17 protein-coding genes are annotated in these 17,154 nt (G+C 40.0%); 11 read left to right on the plus strand and 6 right to left on the minus strand.

Annotated features, from left to right (window positions below):
- The first annotated feature begins 67 nt into the window (after positions 1-67).
- Together coaBC and HNP77_RS04855 are read left to right on the plus strand one after the other, a co-directional pair.
- Positions 68-1,261, plus strand: coding sequence for a bifunctional phosphopantothenoylcysteine decarboxylase/phosphopantothenate--cysteine ligase CoaBC (coaBC, locus tag HNP77_RS04850; protein ID WP_184652048.1), 1,194 nt, complete (start codon positions 68-70; stop codon positions 1,259-1,261).
- Between the two features lie 15 nt (positions 1,262-1,276).
- Entirely contained in the window at positions 1,277-2,146 is an 870-nt protein-coding gene (locus HNP77_RS04855) for a mechanosensitive ion channel family protein (RefSeq protein WP_184652049.1), read from the plus strand.
- A 126-nt stretch (positions 2,147-2,272) separates the two neighbouring features.
- Here HNP77_RS04855 and HNP77_RS04860 read toward each other — a convergent pair whose 3' ends face one another.
- The 3 genes from HNP77_RS04860 to HNP77_RS04870 all read right to left on the minus strand — a co-directional run bounded on the left by HNP77_RS04860 (position 2,273) and on the right by HNP77_RS04870 (position 7,120).
- The gene (locus HNP77_RS04860) at positions 2,273-2,563 is read right to left on the minus strand and encodes a hypothetical protein (protein WP_184652050.1); all 291 of its coding nucleotides are present in this window, start codon (positions 2,561-2,563) and stop codon (positions 2,273-2,275) included.
- A gap of 46 nt (positions 2,564-2,609) precedes the next feature.
- Complete coding sequence (locus HNP77_RS04865; protein WP_184652051.1) at positions 2,610-3,530, minus strand: Rpn family recombination-promoting nuclease/putative transposase; 921 nt, start codon at positions 3,528-3,530, stop codon at positions 2,610-2,612.
- A gap of 122 nt (positions 3,531-3,652) precedes the next feature.
- Positions 3,653-7,120 carry a fibronectin type III domain-containing protein gene (locus HNP77_RS04870; RefSeq protein WP_184652052.1) on the minus strand — a complete coding sequence of 1,156 codons (3,468 nt, stop codon included), beginning with the start codon at positions 7,118-7,120 and terminating at the stop codon, positions 3,653-3,655.
- 249 nt (positions 7,121-7,369) lie between these two features.
- Here HNP77_RS04870 and HNP77_RS04875 point away from each other — a divergent pair, with 249 nt between their 5' ends.
- The 9 genes from HNP77_RS04875 to lptB all read left to right on the plus strand — a co-directional run bounded on the left by HNP77_RS04875 (position 7,370) and on the right by lptB (position 15,363).
- Positions 7,370-8,185, plus strand: a complete 816-nt coding sequence (locus tag HNP77_RS04875) for a CheR family methyltransferase (RefSeq protein ID WP_184652053.1) — start codon at positions 7,370-7,372, stop codon at positions 8,183-8,185.
- A gap of 165 nt (positions 8,186-8,350) precedes the next feature.
- A complete protein-coding gene (locus HNP77_RS04880; protein WP_184652054.1) occupies positions 8,351-9,544 on the plus strand; it encodes a protein-glutamate methylesterase/protein-glutamine glutaminase in 1,194 nt (397 codons plus the stop codon).
- 118 nt (positions 9,545-9,662) lie between these two features.
- The gene (locus HNP77_RS04885) at positions 9,663-10,739 is read left to right on the plus strand and encodes a polyprenyl synthetase family protein (RefSeq protein WP_184652055.1); all 1,077 of its coding nucleotides are present in this window, start codon (positions 9,663-9,665) and stop codon (positions 10,737-10,739) included.
- Positions 10,736-11,266 (plus strand): tetratricopeptide repeat protein, encoded by a 531-nt coding sequence (locus HNP77_RS04890; RefSeq protein ID WP_246428870.1) that lies wholly within the window; start codon positions 10,736-10,738, stop codon positions 11,264-11,266. Before HNP77_RS04885 ends, HNP77_RS04890 begins: the two co-directional genes overlap by 4 nt.
- Positions 11,263-11,703 (plus strand): SoxR reducing system RseC family protein, encoded by a 441-nt coding sequence (locus HNP77_RS04895; protein ID WP_184652056.1) that lies wholly within the window; start codon positions 11,263-11,265, stop codon positions 11,701-11,703. The genes HNP77_RS04890 and HNP77_RS04895 overlap by 4 nt, the downstream gene beginning before the upstream one ends.
- A gap of 10 nt (positions 11,704-11,713) precedes the next feature.
- Complete coding sequence (gene pyrG / locus HNP77_RS04900; protein ID WP_184652057.1) at positions 11,714-13,318, plus strand: CTP synthase; 1,605 nt, start codon at positions 11,714-11,716, stop codon at positions 13,316-13,318.
- Positions 13,318-13,890, plus strand: a complete 573-nt coding sequence (lptC, locus tag HNP77_RS04905) for an LPS export ABC transporter periplasmic protein LptC (RefSeq protein WP_184652058.1) — start codon at positions 13,318-13,320, stop codon at positions 13,888-13,890. Before pyrG ends, lptC begins: the two co-directional genes overlap by 1 nt.
- Complete coding sequence (locus tag HNP77_RS04910) at positions 13,887-14,594, plus strand: LptA/OstA family protein (RefSeq protein ID WP_184652059.1); 708 nt, start codon at positions 13,887-13,889, stop codon at positions 14,592-14,594. Before lptC ends, HNP77_RS04910 begins: the two co-directional genes overlap by 4 nt.
- Entirely contained in the window at positions 14,587-15,363 is a 777-nt protein-coding gene (gene lptB, locus HNP77_RS04915) for an LPS export ABC transporter ATP-binding protein (RefSeq protein ID WP_184652060.1), read from the plus strand. The genes HNP77_RS04910 and lptB overlap by 8 nt, the downstream gene beginning before the upstream one ends.
- Before the next feature lie 84 nt (positions 15,364-15,447).
- Here lptB and HNP77_RS04920 read toward each other — a convergent pair whose 3' ends face one another.
- From HNP77_RS04920 to HNP77_RS04930, 3 genes are read right to left on the minus strand one after another with little or no spacing between them, the layout of a single operon-like run.
- Positions 15,448-15,690, minus strand: coding sequence for a hypothetical protein (locus tag HNP77_RS04920; RefSeq protein ID WP_184652061.1), 243 nt, complete (start codon positions 15,688-15,690; stop codon positions 15,448-15,450).
- Between the two features lie 3 nt (positions 15,691-15,693).
- Entirely contained in the window at positions 15,694-16,107 is a 414-nt protein-coding gene (gene rplQ / locus HNP77_RS04925) for a 50S ribosomal protein L17 (RefSeq protein ID WP_184652062.1), read from the minus strand.
- Complete coding sequence (locus tag HNP77_RS04930) at positions 16,104-17,150, minus strand: DNA-directed RNA polymerase subunit alpha (protein ID WP_184652063.1); 1,047 nt, start codon at positions 17,148-17,150, stop codon at positions 16,104-16,106. The genes rplQ and HNP77_RS04930 overlap by 4 nt, the downstream gene beginning before the upstream one ends.
- Between the last annotated feature and the right edge of the window lie 4 nt (positions 17,151-17,154).

Consider the following 17,154-nt stretch of genomic DNA (forward strand, 5'->3'; position numbering starts at 1 on the left):
GCAAAAACGTATTTTCTTAAACGACTTTTTTTTAAATTTATTGTATAGTAACGAAAAGAGGTTTTTAATGTTAAAAAATAAAACAGTTATACTTGGTGTTTCAGGAAGCATTGCAGCTTACAAGGCAGCATCCCTTGCCAGCCTGTTAGTCAAAGCCCATGCAGACGTTCACGTAATAATGACAAAAAATGCACTTAACTTTATCAATCCAATTACCTTTGAAACCCTTACAAACAATAAATGCCTGACAGATACTTTTGACAGAAATTTCCAGTTCAACGTTGAACATGTTTCCCTTGCAAAAAAAGCTGATCTGTTTATCATAGCACCGGCAACGGCAAATGTTATTGCAAAAATTGCAAACGGTCTTGCAGATGACATGCTCACAACAACATTTCTTGCAGCCTCCTGTCCGAAAATAATTTCACCTGCAATGAATACAGGCATGCTTGAAAATCCTGTAACACAGGATAACATAAATAAATGCACTCACTACGGAATTAAAATAGTAGAATCAGAAACCGGCCGTCTGGCCTGCGGAGACACAGGAAAAGGAAAGCTTCCTGAACCGGAAGTACTTTTTGATTCAATCATAAATGAAATCGCATTTGAAAAAGACCTTTCCAGTAAAAAAATATTAATTACAGCAGGACCAACTCAAGAAAGCCTTGACCCTGTCAGATTCATTACAAACCACTCCAGCGGAAAAATGGGATACGCACTGGCACAGGCAGCAGTAATGAGGGGTGCCACTGTTACACTTATAAGCGGTCCTGTAAACTTAAAACCACCGGCCGGAGTCACGGTTCACAAGATTGTATCAGCACAAGACATGTTTGAATGCGTAAAAAAATACTCTCCGGAAAACGAAATAATAATAAAAAGTGCCGCCGTTGCAGATTATAAACCTGCAGATATTTCTGATGAAAAAATAAAAAAGAGCGACACTGAACTTTCTATAAAACTGGCACGTACAAATGATATTTTAAAATGGCTCGGAGAAAACAAACGCCCGAATCAGTTTCTCTGCGGATTTTCAATGGAAACACAAAATCTTATTGAAAACTCCAAAGCAAAACTTCTCAAAAAAAATCTGGATTTAATCTGTGCAAACAACATAAAAACAGAAGGAGCCGGATTTCAAAAAGACACAAACGTTATAACAATGATTTCAAGGAATTTTATTGAAGAACTTCCGTTACTTTCAAAATTTGAAGCCGCAAATAAAATTCTTGATGAAATAATTCAGCTGAGCAATTAAAACACAGGAGAATATATGGAAAACGAAAGCACAGAAAATGTTTCTGAGACAGTATCTGAGTCTGTTCGAGAAGCAAAAAAAGTTCTTCACCTGGATGACCTTAAAGAATTCATCACCTGGCAGAATCTGGCAAAACTTACTACAACAATAATTGCAATCCTCATTTTTTACATCGTATACCGTATCATAAAAAATGTCGTACTGAAAAAAGCAAAAGATAAAATGCAGCCCCATAATGCAATGCTTTTGAACAAAGTTGTAAGTTATGTTTTTTACATTCTTATTTCAATGTACATTCTTGGTTTATTCGGAATCAACTTAAGTGCAATATGGGGTGCAGCCGGAGTTGCCGGTCTTGCCATTGGTTTTGCAGCACAAACAAGTGCAAGCAATCTTATAAGCGGACTCTTCGTGCTCAGCGAAAAAACAATTAAAATGGGAGATTATATTTCCATCGGAGACGAAAGTGGAATCGTTGACAGCATAGGTTTACTCAGCATAAAAATCCATACGCTTGACAATCAGCTTGTCAGAATCCCAAACAGCACAGTAATCAACAGCAATCTGAAAAACTATAACAGTTATACTAAGCGGCGTCTCGTTTTTGATATTCCGATAAGTTACGAAGCAGATTTAGATAAAGCCCTTAATGCAATAAAAAAAGTTCCGGCTGCATGCCCTGCTGTTTTACCGGTACCGGAACCAAATATCTTTTATGATGGATTCGGTGATGCCATCAGCCTTAAACTCGCAGTCTGGTTTGAAAACGGCCAGCTAGCAGAAGTAAAAAATCAGGTCTACACAAACATTGTAAAAATATGTCGGGCTGACAACGTAGAAATTCCTTACACCCGCTACGACGTAAAAATCATCAACAATAAATAATCCTGAAAATTTATTCCGGAGCACCATGGTCTGCCAAACCGGCTTTCCATGGCTTGCCCTCACGGCCGGTCTTCCGCCCTGCTCCAGACGTGCTGCGCACCCATTCCAATCCGGGCTAGCCTGGTTCTAATCTTTCAAGCTTAAAACTTCATCAACAGAAAGTCCTGTTCCCTGTGCTATCTGTTCCGGTAATATATTCATGCGTAAAAATTTTCTTGCCGTTTCAATTCTGGCATTCCGTGTTCCTTCTTTAAGTCCTGCTGCATGTCCCCGGCGTTCAGCTTCTTCCGTCTTTACCTGTATGTCCGTTTCGTAGTCATATTCGTTGAATACCATGCTTATTACCTCCGAAGCCTTGCGGCGCAGGTAATCGGGAAGGAGGTTCTGCTTCTGCGCCTTAAGTACTGCCCTTGTCATGAAGTCGGATGCTCCGCTGCTTTTTTCTTCTTCTACAAGGCAATCTCTATTTAACTTTCAAGATCTCTTCTTCCGAAAGTCCTGTGCTTTTCATAATCGTCTGCACGGATACACCTTCTTTAAGAAGTATTTCAGCCATTTCAATCCTGGCATTCCGTGCTCCTTCAGTTCTGCCTTCGCTAAGTCCGGCAGCACGACCTTCACTAAGTCCGGCTGCATGTCCCCGGCGTTCAGCTTCTTCCGTCTTTACCTGTATGTCCGTTTCGTAGTCATATTCGTTGAATACCATACTTATTACCTCCGAAGCCTTGCGGCGCAGGTAATCGGGAAGAAGGTTCTGCTTCTGCGCCTTAAGTACTGCCCTTGTCATGAAGTCTGATGCTCCGCTGCTTTTTTCTTCTTCTACAAGGCTGATGAATTTTACATAATTATCCAGCGGCTTGCAAGAAGAAAAGTCCAGCGTACATTCTGGATGCTTTATGTTGAACACCTTTACGTTAAGCTCCAGGGGAACTTCACTTCCTGCCTTTTTATCAATGAAGGAATCCGACAGCCTGAGTATTTTCTGCGGAGGATAGTTCCTGCTTCCGTTGTAGATGACGTAGAACTCCGGTGAAGGAATCATCTTTCGCTCCGTTGAAAACTTGAGCCTTGAATCCACGATCCTTTCATAGATGCGGGAACAGTAAATCAGAAAGCGCAGGGGCATATTCTCGTTTACTGAAGACTGGTGCTCCAGAAGGACGACAAGCTTTCCGTTGACGAGCATGGATATGTCGTTGCAGAAAGACTTGTAGATTACCTGCTCAATCTTTACGTCTTCAAGAACCGTATCTTCAGGCGAAAGGGAATTCCCAGAAATGCAGTTGTACAGCTCAATGAAGTTTTTCTTTCCAACGACTGCATCCTTTGAAAAATAGTCTACGAAGAGACTGTCCTTAACCGTTCGGTTTTCATTTTTGTCCATACATATATATTTGCACTGAATTTTAAAAATCACTACAAATGGACAAAAAAAAGACTGGCTCCCGTTATAACACAGAAACCAGTCTTTACTATTTTTACACTCTAACTAAATGCTGTTTTTTACTATTCTATAACAACAAACGTCCATGTATGGCAGTACCAGGTCGAATTCCAAGCAGAATTACTTCCAGTAACATCTGTTGTATCTTTAGAAGCATAAGCACGGAATGTATTACCTGCAAGATAATAAGTTTCATCTGCTGCAAGGGCAAGAGTAAAGTTACCTGATTCATCATCTTCCGATTTTATAAATGTTGCGTACTGTTTACCAGTTTCTGTTGCAGGTTCATCTACAAGAAGCAGCGGCATTGTAACAGGACATCCGGAATCACTATATCCCCAATCAAATTGCTCTCCTTTTACACCAACCTTACCATCTGTAGTAAGATCCCCTGCACTAAGACTTGTGTCTACATTCCTATCAGAAGAAATCTGAAGATACTTTCCAGGTGTCAGATAACTTTCAAATGATACTCCGCTGCCATCAGAAAGTCCTGAGTGAACAATCCATTTGTTTTCAACAGCAGCTGTATATGCGGCGTCAGTTATTCCCGGAATATATGTTCCGATTCCGGTACCCCCCCCCTTTGTATTTCCTGCACTTCCTACAAGATACTTTGTTCCTCCACCACACTGAGTGTTGCCAGTGCAGTTTTTAATATATACAACGTTACAAGCTTCACAACTTGCAGTTGAATCAACAGCAGAAGTATATTCAGTTGCATCTTTTACTGCTGTAACTTCGAATTTATAAGTGGTTCCAACAGTCAGATCCGTAAATACTGCTTCCTGAGTTCCCTCTGCAATATTGTCAATTTCTGTTACCCCGTTATCACATGATACTTTATATGTATAACCTGTGGCAGCAATATCTGTCCATGTTACTGTAATTGCCTTTGTTGCAGAAACAACAGCCTTTACACTTGTCGGATATTCAATCAAAGCTTCTGTAGTTACATTTATACTCTGAGCAGCAGTACACTCATTTCCAAAGAAATCCACAGTTGTTACTGTGAATGTATAAGTTGTTCCTGCAGAAAGCCCCGTAATTGTTGCACTCGTTCCAGTTGAAGTCTTAGTTGCAACACCACTGTCTGAACAAGAAATCTCTACATGATCAAAATCTTTATCTGTCGGGTTTGTCCATGTAAGAGTAACAGAAGAATCTGTTATATCGTTTGCAGCAAGAGCTGTTGTTGAAGCAGGCGCATCTGTAAATTCTTCTCCAGTCCAGATTGTCTTAAGTACGGCAACATCACTGTCACCATTTGTAGCAATCGTTGTCTGAACAGAAATATTGAAGCATGAACCAAACATTGCATATGAAGAATTCTTTGTACTATATACGTTATACCAGCAGTCATAGCCGGCAATTGAAGTAGCTGTATAACCTGAAGTACTGCTTACAAACTTAAATCCAGCTTCACTCTTCTGAGTTTCAGTCAAATCATTTGAAACCCACACCTGTGCACTACCAGAATAACCATATCCCCATCCACTCTTATTTGAGCAATTGCTGCTCCATGACTTTTCTTTAGCAAGATCAGCGTACATGTAGTAACCGCTTGATTCACATTTATAATTAGTAGCTTCAAGTGAAACTGCATCTCCGTCATTTACATCTGCATCAGCAACAGAAGGATGAACGATCCAGTCAGTATATGTTGCACTTTCAAACATCATATCAGAAGTCTGGCCTGCACCAGACATACAGGCTGCAACAACATTAGAAGCTGTTACGCCAGAAGCAATATGAGGAACAATTACCGGAGGAATATCAGTAGGCCAGAATGTCCTTAAACGATATACAGTTATAGTTGGAGCAACTGCTTCTCCAGCCGTAACAGGAGGATATGTAACAGTTCCGTTATCAAACTTTTCTACAAACTGAACTGTTGGTGCAACAGAAACTCCAGGCTCAAGTCCGTTAACAAATACCTTTTTATTTGCAACATCAACACCTGCACTTGTACCATCATCAGCAATAATTTCATATTCAGAATCTTCATTAAGAGTAACGTCAGAAATTACAAGCTGACCTGTCCATCCTGCAGTTACAGAACTACTCAAAGCCGGTGCTGTTCCTATTGTAATTTCAACACCATCACTTTCATTTCCTACTGTATCAACAGTTGTAACTTTTACAGAAGAAGAAACAGTAGCAGTATAGCTTGTTTCATTCTTTGAAATCAAAGCACTCTTAACTCCACCAACATATACATATACACCTGCAAAATCAGAGTCCATGTTATCTGGCAAAGTCCAGCTGATTACATTTGTATTAAGATTTACATCAACACTCTTAACATTTTCAGGTACTGTTGTATCAGCTACTGTTTTTGCAGCAATACTTGCACTTGATGCATAATTATAGCATCCGTCATAACCGGTAACCACTACCGTGTAATTTTTATCAACAGTTGCAGCTGTTAATCCCGATACAGTAACTGTAATTTTTGCACCGGCTGCAAGTGAAGCAACATTAATACCTTTTGCCACAACAGTTCCATTTTCATCATCAACATTCTTAAGTGTAACAGTTGAATCTGTGTCATAATTATTATCAATAGAACATTCAACAACCTGATTTTCAGAATCCTTTACGCTGATAACAAGTCCTACAGTATCATCTGTATCATCACCCTTTGTATAAACAACAGTAAATGAATCTTCCTTTGAAGTTCCAAATTCAACAGCAGGCTCAACCGGAGGTGTAATATCGTCAGTTGTTGTAATCCATCCGCCGTCTGAATCACCAATAACAGTTGAATACCATCCGTCTGTACCAATTACTTTTACTGTTACACGATAATCTGATTTACCTGAAAGTGTTGTCGCAGATGTAAGCTCTGTTGCATTAGATTCAAGAGCACCAGATTCTACAGCAGTAAATACAAATTCACCTTCATTATCAGTTGAAACTTTTTCAATTACATATGTAACAGAAACAGGTTCTATACCAGAACCATAAGACCACTTAACGGTTAACGAATGTTCTGCCATTGCTTCAGAATCCTGAGCTGCACCGATAAGTTTATATGCTTCGCTTTCCTGAATAAAGCTTGCCTTTACATTCAGATTGAAAGAAAGAGCTTCATATTCAGATTCAGAGAACATAACAACAAAGCTGCATTCTCCATCAACAGCTTCCGTCAGTTCATCATTAACGCTGTAAGAAACAACAGACTTCCATGCACCGGATCCTACGGCATCAGAGTCCGAAGTAGCAGTAAAAGCAGAAGATCTTATTGAAACATCAGACACGCTGTTCTTTACCAGCAGTTTGGCAGGCTTTACGTTCTTAACGAAAACCGTAAAAGAACCGTCGCCTTCTCCTGGTAAAATATTACGTTTATCAAGAAGATAAACATTTTCTTCATCGCCAGAAACAGCAGTAATTCCAGCAACAGAAAGAACAGGATCTTTACCTGAACCGTCTACATAATCAAAGCCGTCTCCCGATTCACAAGATGTAAAAAGCATCGCAGCCGTAAAAATCACAGCTGAAAAGACTTTTAAAGTTTTTAACATTTTGTCCTCCAATCTAAAATGCAAAAATACATTTTTTATGAAAACCTTTTCATAACATTATCAGTTGAGATTTTTCAACTGTCAACAAAAATTTATCTTTTTATAAGAAAAAATTAGGCTTTTATTAAATTTCAGTTAAAGAAAGCAGCCTGCCCCAGACCGCTGAAAGAAACTCTGTATATGCAGTGCAAATGTATAAATTTGGCAAATCATTTTACAAATCGAACTTTGCGTAATATAATGTTCTGTATGGCAGATTTATTAACCGATGCAGAATTCAATCAGTTCCGCAAGATTATTTACGACGCAAGCGGAATTACATTCTCAGAGACGAACCGCTCTATACTTGACAGCCGTTTAAAAGAACGTCTTAGAGAAAAGAATATAGAGAAGGTTCAGGATTATTATGCCCTGATAACAAGCGACCAGGGAGAATTCAAGACATTCCTCGACAGCATAACGACTAACCTTACGCGCTTTTTCCGTAACCAGCCACATTTTGACGCTCTCATCAACTATGTAATTCCTCACTTGATAGAAGAAAAAAAGGCAACCGGAGACAGAAAGATCCGCATCTGGAGTGCCGGCTGTTCCACAGGAGAAGAGCCATACACAATTGCAATGCTTCTTAAGGACAAGCTTCCGGCCCCATATACTTTTGAAATCATTGCATCAGATATTTCCCTCAAGTCCCTTATGGTCGGACAGCAGGGATTCTATGCTGATTCAAGAATTGCAGGAATTCCGCAGAATTACCTTGCAACCTACTTCAACAAAGGAGAAGGCGGTTATCAGGTAAAACCGGATTTAATGAAGACAATACGGTTTGACTACCATAACCTCCGCAATGACAGCGGTTCCCGAAACCTTGATATTGTTTTCTGCCGTAACGTTCTCATCTACTTTGATGAAGCTGCGCAAAAAGCAACAATAGACCGTTTCTGGGCTTCCATGGCTAAGCATTCATACCTTTTCATAGGACACTCAGAAAGTCTTTTCGGAATGGATACAAAGTTTGAGTTCCTTAAGACTCAGTGGGCTTGTCTTTACGAAAAAAAAGAATAAAACAATAAAAAACAAGTGCTTTTTAGAATCTTTTTAAAAAGCACTCATTTCAAAACAGGGATGGCTGACTCAAAGAAAAAGAAATTTCCTCTGCAAAATCTCTTTCTGTCAGCTTTTTTTTAGAAAATGCGGTTTTTACCGCTGCAATATCAAAGGACTGATTTTATGGATAATATTGAAGTTTTAGTATGTGACGATTCAGCTTTGATGCGTAACCTTATCTCACGAATCATTGATTCTACAGACGGAATGACTACCATCGGAACAGCAATGAACGGAAAATTCTGTCTCCAGAAAATTCCTCAGCTTAAGCCGGACCTGATTCTTCTTGATATAGAAATGCCGGAAATGACAGGCGTTCAGTTCCTGGAAGAACGTAAAAAACAGGGAATAGATATTCCTGTAGTCATCCTCTCATCAATAGCTACTAAAGGTGCTGCCGTAACAATGCAGTGTCTTGATCTTGGCGCCAGTGACTTCATTACAAAGCCGGGCGGTTCAACATCAAGCAACATCTCATCCATCACAAGTTCCATAATCGAAAAAATTGCCTCATACGGAAGCCGCTATGCCCGCAGAAAGGGTAAGCAGATTTATCCAATTGAAGCATTCATGCAGCAGGCAAAGCTTAAAGAAGCTACTGATGCTGCAATAAAAACAGGGCTTCTGGACAAAATAAATCCTCAGGCTACAAAAGTTTCTGAACTTCCGCCAACACTCTGGCAACCTAAAAAGAAAGAACCTCAGACAATTACTCCGGAACGGGAACCGGGACCAATTGATATCGTTGCCATAGGAATTTCTACGGGAGGCCCTAATGCCCTCAGGGAAGTTCTTGCAAAAATAGATCCTAAATTCCCTAAACCGATACTTATAGTTCAGCACATGCCGGCAGGATTTACTAAAGAATTCGCTTCCAGTCTGGACAGAATATGCCCGCTGAACGTAAAAGAAGCAGAAGACGGAGATCTGATACATCCGGGACAGGTTTACGTAGCCCCGGGAGACTATCATATCAAGGTCGAAAAATCCACCCTCTGCAACGTAATCAGGCTTTCCCAGGAACCACAGAGAAACGGACACAGACCATCGGCAGATGTTCTCTTTGAATCAGTCGCAAAAATGTACAAAAACCGTGCTCTTGGTGTAATCATGACCGGAATGGGTAAAGACGGAGCCGTTGAACTTGCAGAAATGAGAAAGCAGGGAGCCTGGACTCTGGGTCAGGATGAAAAAAGTGCAATCGTATACGGAATGCCTCGCGCAGCCTTTGAGCTTGGAGCCGTACAGAAGCAGGTAAGTCTTGAAGACATGGCATCAGAAATGAACAAGCTTCTTGCAGAACATGCTTCACATTAAACCACTGTACTGAATTTAATTTTTCTACAGCAAGGGCTGCCTGACAAAAAAGGCAGCCCGATTCTTTAAACTCCTCCATCCTCGACAATACCTTTTATACAAGTTATAATATGATGATATGACTTTACAGATAAACGAAATACTTAAAAAAATAGAAGAAAATATATCCTCAGCACTCAGCACGGAATGTTCCCCGGAATGGAAGTCCCTGGCATTCGGAAAACTTGATTCTGCCATAAGTGATTCACACCTTGAACCTCTGATACAGCCAGCTGTAGAACTCATTCAGGCAGGCGGAAAACGCTGGAGACCTCTTTTTCTAGTCCTTTGTGCCCTTACAAAAGCAGAAAATCCAGAACTTTCAGAAGATGAACGCAATTCAATTACAAGCAATGCATTTCATCTTGCACCCCTCGTGGAATTTATCCATACCGCAAGCCTCATCCATGATGATATAGAAGATTCCTCTGATTCAAGAAGAGGCAAACCTGCAGCATACATTACTTACGGAACCGACACGGCAATAAATGCAGGCTCATGGCTCTACTTTGAAGCATTTACAATAATCGACAGCATGAACTGCTCTCAGGAACTTAAAAACCGGCTTTACTCAGCAGCCCTTATGGAAGTACGCCGGCTTCATCTGGGACAGGCTATGGATATTGCATGGCACCGCAGCAAAGACTGCATACCTTCAGTAAACGAATATCTTGCAATGGTAAAAGGAAAAACCGGAACCCTTTCAAGCCTTGCGGCAAAAACCGGATGTATTGCAGCCGGATATTCAGAAACAGAAGCCTCACAGGCAGCCTTATATGCTTCTGAAATCGGAGCAGGCTTTCAGATAATAGACGACGTCATAAACCTTACTTCCGGAAACCCGGGAAAGCTTAGAGGGGACGACATCGTTGAAGGAAAAAAATCCCTGCCTGTACTTCTTTTTGCACAAAAGGAACCTGAAAAATTTAAGACTCTAAGCCAGTATTTCATTCAGGCACAGAACGAAGGAATAAAAAGTCCAGCCGTAGAAAAAGCTATAACTCTTCTTGAAACCTCCGGCTGCATCCAGGAAGCAAAAAACCGGGGAATCTCCCTGATAAATTCAGGAACTGATTCACTCCTTGAACTTTTTGGAAAAGAAAAACAAAGTTCAGCTCAGATTAAAGAGCTTTTCACAAGGATGATACCTGCATGATGAAAGAAAATGTAGAAGAACTTAACAACAATGCAATTCATCTCGCCCAGAAAGGAAACTTTGACGAAGCAGTCGCCTGTTTTAAAAGAGCACTGACCCTGGATAAAGAAAACTATCTCCTTTGGTTCAATCTTGCCCTTACCTATCGTGATGCAGGATATATTGATAAGGCAATTTCATCAATGGAAAAGGCCCACATCATGAATCCTGAAGATCCGGAAATTCTTGAAACCCTTGCAAACCTTAATATTTCCGTAGACAGAACACAGACAGCCCTGCAGTATCTCTTTTACGGTTTGAGCCTGAACGAAAACAACGACCATCTGTGGAACAGTCTTGGCGTTCTTCTTTTTCAGAACAGCGAATACATGAGTGCCTGTGAATGTTTTGAACATGCAGTTACGATTAATCCTTTCTACTATGATGCATTTTACAATCTTGCCGACTGCTATGATGAACTTGGCAACAAAAATGCAGCACAAATATGCCGTGAACAGCTGAAAAACCTTACCAAGGGGCAGTCATGAATAAAAAAGCACTAGTTGTCTCTACCGAAGATAAAATAATTACCGTACAGCCGCTTCTTAAAGATTCCTGTGCAGGCTGTACTTCTACCTGTGAAAAAACAGGAATTCAGTTTACTGTATCAAATCCCATGGAATTATCAGTAAACCCCGGGGCTGTAGTCACTCTTGCAGCTTCAAGTATAAGCCAGGCCGTCCAGGGAATTTTAAGCCTTATTTTCCCTGTACTCTGTGCAGTTGCAGGATACTTTCTTTCTGATCCTATTGCTTCCAAACTGAACCTGACTCGGGGAGACGGAACAAGAAGCCTTTTTGTTCTTGCTTTTCTGTTTACATCTTCCCTCGCTGTTTTTTTAATAACACGGCTTATTCCACTTCCGGGAACTCCGCAAATAATCAATGTAGACGAAGACATTTACCAAAATCCCGCATCATGTTAAAATGCCATGCATGAGTAAATATATTCTTGTAACCAGTGGTGTTTGTTCCAGTTTAGGAAAAGGTGTTGCTTCAAGTGCAATCGCAAGTCTTCTTGAATCCAGCGGATTAAAAGTTGCAATGATGAAATGCGACCCGTATATAAATGTTGATGCCGGAAACATCAGTCCGTATCAGCACGGAGAAGTCTACGTAACAGAAGATGGAGCAGAAACAGATCTTGACCTTGGCAATTTCAGCCGTTTTACAAATATAAATCTTACAAATGAAAACTGTATTTCCATCGGAAAAGTTTACGAGAATGTTATCAGAAATGAACGTGCAGGCCGCTACAATGGACGTACAGTTCAGGTTATTCCTCACATTACAGACGAAATCAAACGCTGCATCCGTCACCTCGGTACAACAAGCGGTGCTGATGTAGTAATTGTAGAAATCGGTGGAACCGTAGGTGATATAGAAGCAGTACCTTATCTTGAAGCAAGCCGCCAGTTTGCCAGAGAAATGGGTAAAGAAAATGTAGTTTCAATACACCTGACTCTTATTCCTGTTATTACAGGCGGAGAACTTAAATCAAAGCCTACTCAAAACTCCGTAAAACAGCTGCAGCAGGTTGGTATCCAGCCGGACATTCTTATCTGCCGCTGTGAAGCTCCGGTAGAAGAATCCCTTAAGAAAAAAATAGGTCTTTTCTGTAACGTATCCGCAGAATCTGTATTTGTATCTCCTGACGTTGAAAAATCTATTTATGAACTGCCTGTAATTTTCCATGAACAGAACCTTGATTCAAAAATTCTTAATAAGCTTAAAATAATGAACCGTACTACAGACGTGCATCAGTGGACAGATTTCTTAAACAAGCTTAATCATCCTGAATCAAAAGTTACGATTGCTCTCGTCGGAAAAAAAGACTACCTGGACAACTGCTATAAATCCGTTCAGGAATCCCTGTTCCATGCTTCAGTAACCGGAAATAATGCTGAACTGACAATTAAAAAAATAGATGCAGAAACCCTCGAAAAAACAAATGACATTGATTCTTTCTTTAAAGATACAGACGGAATCGTAATTCCCGGCAGTTACGGCCAGAGAGGGTTCCTTGGTCTCTTAAAAGCTGTTACCTATGCCAGAGAAAACAAAATTCCTTATCTTGGAATTGATCTTGGAATGCAGCTTATGGCTATCGAGACAGCCCGTAATCTTTGCAACTGGGAAGATGCAGATACTACAGAATTTATATCAAATTCAACCCACCCTGTTATAAGCCTTCCGGAAGAACAGCAGGGACCGTCTGACGGCGTTATGAAACTCGGTTCTTCATCAGTTAAAATAGTAGAAGACTCAAAGCTCTTTTCTATTTACAATTCCAGCCTCATAACAGAACGGCACCGCTCAAAGTACGCTTTTGACCGTCACTATACTAAAGATATGAATGACAAAGGACTTTATATTTCTGCAATGTCTGCTTCCGATAACCAGACAGAAGCTTTTGAATGGCAGAATCATCCCTGGGGAATTGGAGTTCAGTATCATCCGGAATTCATCAGTAAACCGGCTAAACCGCATCCTCTGTTCAATTCATTCATTCTTGCTGCAATAAACTGCAATAAAAAATAATGAAACTTTCCGCAGCCCTGATAACTATGACAGCAGTTTTCTCATTCTCCTGTTCTCTGGACTACGGAAAAGAAGTTTTTGTTAAAGATAAAATCCCGGAATTTATTTTTATAAATTCCAGTTTTGCCAGATACGAAAACAATAAAAAAACCGCTGAACTTTCTGCTGACAGGCTTGAGCAATATAAAAGTGACAATGCCTCCTTTGCAAGCAATACTACGTTCACAACCTGGAGTCAGGACGGAACAGTTCAGACCGAAGGCAAATGCGGGCTGTTAGGAATGGATACAAAAAATGAAATATACTCACTTTTCAACGATATTGAAATAAAAAACTCAGATCCAAAGCTTGAAATTAATGCACAAAATCTTAAATGGAATGCAAAAACAGAACAGCTGGCCTCAGGAAAATCCGATACAGTCCGTATTTTTAAAAATGATGTAGAGGTTAGCGGCAAAGGGTTTTCCGCAAGTTCCATTACAAATGCCTTTAAGTTTGAGTCAGAAACTGAAGGAACTATAATTCAGCAGGATTCAACGGAAAATGCAGCAGAGGAAGGAGCTGAACAATGAATTCGTTTAAGAAATACATCCTTTCATATCTCCTGGTACTGCTTTTTATTTTAACCTCTGCATATTCAGAAAAAATTACTTTTTCCGCATCCTCCATGAGCGGAACCGCAGGAGATTCAAACGGAAAAACCGTACTGTCAGGAAATGCCCATATCCTGACAGAAACTATGGAAATTTCTGCAGATCAAATCGAATTAAGCGGCAAGGATTACAGAATAATCTCTGCCTCCGGAAATATAAGCGGCAAAAATCTTGAAACAAAAATGACCTTTACCTGCCAGTCCATGAGTTATGACCGGGAAACAAAAGTTGCCCTTCTGGAAAATGCCGTTCATCTTGTTGATACAGAAAATGACGTTACGGCAGATGCAGAAATCATTGAATACAGTCAGAATTCAAATGTCGCTGTCATGCAAATTCAGGTAAACCTTACACAAAAAGATAATAAATGTACTGCAGCACATGCTATTTACCGCAAAAATGAACAGATGCTGGAAATGAGCGGCAACCCAAATATAACACAGGGAACTGATACTTTCCGTGCTCAAAACATTACTCTAAATCTTGAAACACAGGAAATAACCCTTGACGGCCGCGTTAAAGGTTCGGTTACCACAACTCCAAAAGAAGAAAAGAGTCCGTCAGAGCCGGTTCAAACAGAACCACCTGCAGCTGAAGGATCAAAGGAGCCCGAAAATGAATGAAAACACGGCAGTTGATTTTACACAAGAAACAAATATACAGTCATCAGATATACTCAGAATTACCTCCCTGTACAAATCTTTTGGTCGTAAAAAGGTTGTACGAGGAATAGACTTTTCAATGAAAACCGGTGAAGTAGTTGGTCTTCTCGGACCAAATGGAGCCGGAAAAACAACCAGCTTCTACATGATTGTAGGATTTTATAAGCCTACTTCTGGTGATATTTTTTTAAATGACAAATGTATAACAAAACTTCCAATGTACAAACGTGCCAAACTGGGTATTTCGTATCTCCCTCAGGAAGCCTCAGTTTTCAGAAAATTAACTGTAGAAGAAAACATCTGGTCAATTTTGGAAAGAAGAAAAGATCTGTCTAAAATTGAAAAAAAACAGAAACTGGACCAGCTTATCGAAGAATTTGCAATCGGAAGAATACGCAAACAGCTGGCTTTTACACTTTCCGGAGGGGAACGTCGTCGCACAGAAATAGCCCGTTCCCTTGCAATTGAACCAAAATTCCTTCTTCTAGATGAACCATTTGCAGGAATCGATCCAATCGCTGTAGCTGATATCAAAAGTATTATAAAACTCCTGGCAAAACAGAACATTGGGGTTTTAATCACCGATCACAATGTCAGAGATACTCTTGAAATAACAGATCGTGGAATTATAATTTCAAACGGTCAGATTATTACACAAGGTAACAAAGAACAGATTCTTCAATCTCCAGAAGCTCGTGAAATCTATTTAGGCAAAGATTTCAGTATGTAAAGTTTAATCCTAAACTTTTTAAATCCAGACAAAAAAAAACGCCGCCCTTTCATATGAAGAGCGGCTTATGTCTACATGGTAGACTTATGCTTCAGCAGATGTTTCTTCTGCAGCTGGTGCAGCAGGAGCAGCTTTCTTAGCAAGCTTAGCATCTTTCTGTGCCTTGTTCTTTAAGTTTGCTTTACAGAACTTACAGATTTTTACTTTTTTCCCGTCGATTTCCTGATCATAAAGAACTTTAACCTGTGCAGTACCGCAAACAGGACATACTCCACGACCATGATTCGGCTCATTTCTGATTCCAGTTCCACGATGTGATTTAGACATAGTTTACTCCTTATCTGTAGACTTCTTTTCTTTAGAATCTGCTGATTCAGGTTCTGGAAGTTTATAGTCTACCAATTCAAGAATTACAACGTCTGCAGCATCACCCTGACGGAAACCCATTTTAAGAATGCGTGTATAACCGCCATTGCGATCCTTCATACGTGGACCAAGCTCCTTAAACAATTTATTGAGGATTTTTTCATCTGCAATAAATTTAGCAGCTTCTCTTCTGTTATGTACACTGTCAACTTTGGCACGTGTAATTAATTTTTCAGCAGCCTTGCGTACTTCAAGAGCCTTCGATTTAGTTGTAGTAACACGTTCGTATCTAAACAATGAAGTTACCATATTGCGTGTCATAGCACGACGATGGGCTGTTGTACGTGAAAGCGGATTAAATCCATTCATGTGGTTCATTCGTTCTCATCCTTCTGATTATGGAAGTCAGTATCCTTAAGATGGCTATAGTCAGTCATTCCTAAAGTTAATCCGTGTTCTTCAAGCTTAGCCTTGATTTCTTCAAGACTCTTCTTTCCAAAGTTACGGGTCTTAGTTATATCATCTTCCGTTTTCTTAGTTAATTCACCAATAGTGTGAATATTTGCATTCTTAAGACAATTTGAACTGCGTACAGAAAGCTCAAGTTCTTCTACAGATGTATTGAGCAACTTACGAATTTTCTCATCACCTTCATCAAGTTCTTCAGTTGTAGAATACTCACTTTCGTTGAAGTTAACGAAAATTGCAAAGTAATCTTTTGCAATCTTAGCAGCTTCAGCAAGAGCATCCTCTGGGCTAATAGAACCATCAGTCCAAATCTCAAGAATAAGTTTATCGTAGTCGTTACGCTGCCCTACGCGACAAGGTTCAATAGAATACTTAACCTTTGGCACAGGTGTAAATATACAGTCCATTGCAATTGTACCAACAATTTCAATGTAATGTTCATTTACTTCAGCAGGAACATATCCACGACCCAAGTCAACCTGAATTTCAATTTCAAGGTTTGCACCTTCCATCATGGTAAAGATTTCCATACCTTTAGTCATGATTTCAAGCTGACCTTCTTTTTCGAAGTCGTCGCTTTTTACTGTTCCAGGTCCTTTGAATTCATAAAGGATAGTATCCTGCTCAAGATCACCAGGCAGACGCAAACGAATCTGTTTTAAGCTATTCAACACTTCCAAAGTGTCTTCAGAAACATTAGGAATGTTTTCAAATTCACTTGAAATAACATGAGGTACACCATCAACATCATAAGATGTAATTCTAACAGAAGAAATTGCATATCCCTGAATTGATGAAAGAAGAACACGACGGAGTGTATTTCCGACAGTTGTTCCAAATCCAGGTTCAAAAGGATAAGCAGTAAACTTACCGTAGTTAGGATTAGTCTCAAGATGCTCAAATGTAATGCCCTTTGGCTTCTTAAAGCCTTTAAGCAGATTTTTGCGAGCCATCTGA

The sequence above is a fragment of the Treponema rectale genome (assembly GCF_014202035.1).
Classification (GTDB): domain Bacteria; phylum Spirochaetota; class Spirochaetia; order Treponematales; family Treponemataceae; genus Treponema_D; species Treponema_D rectale.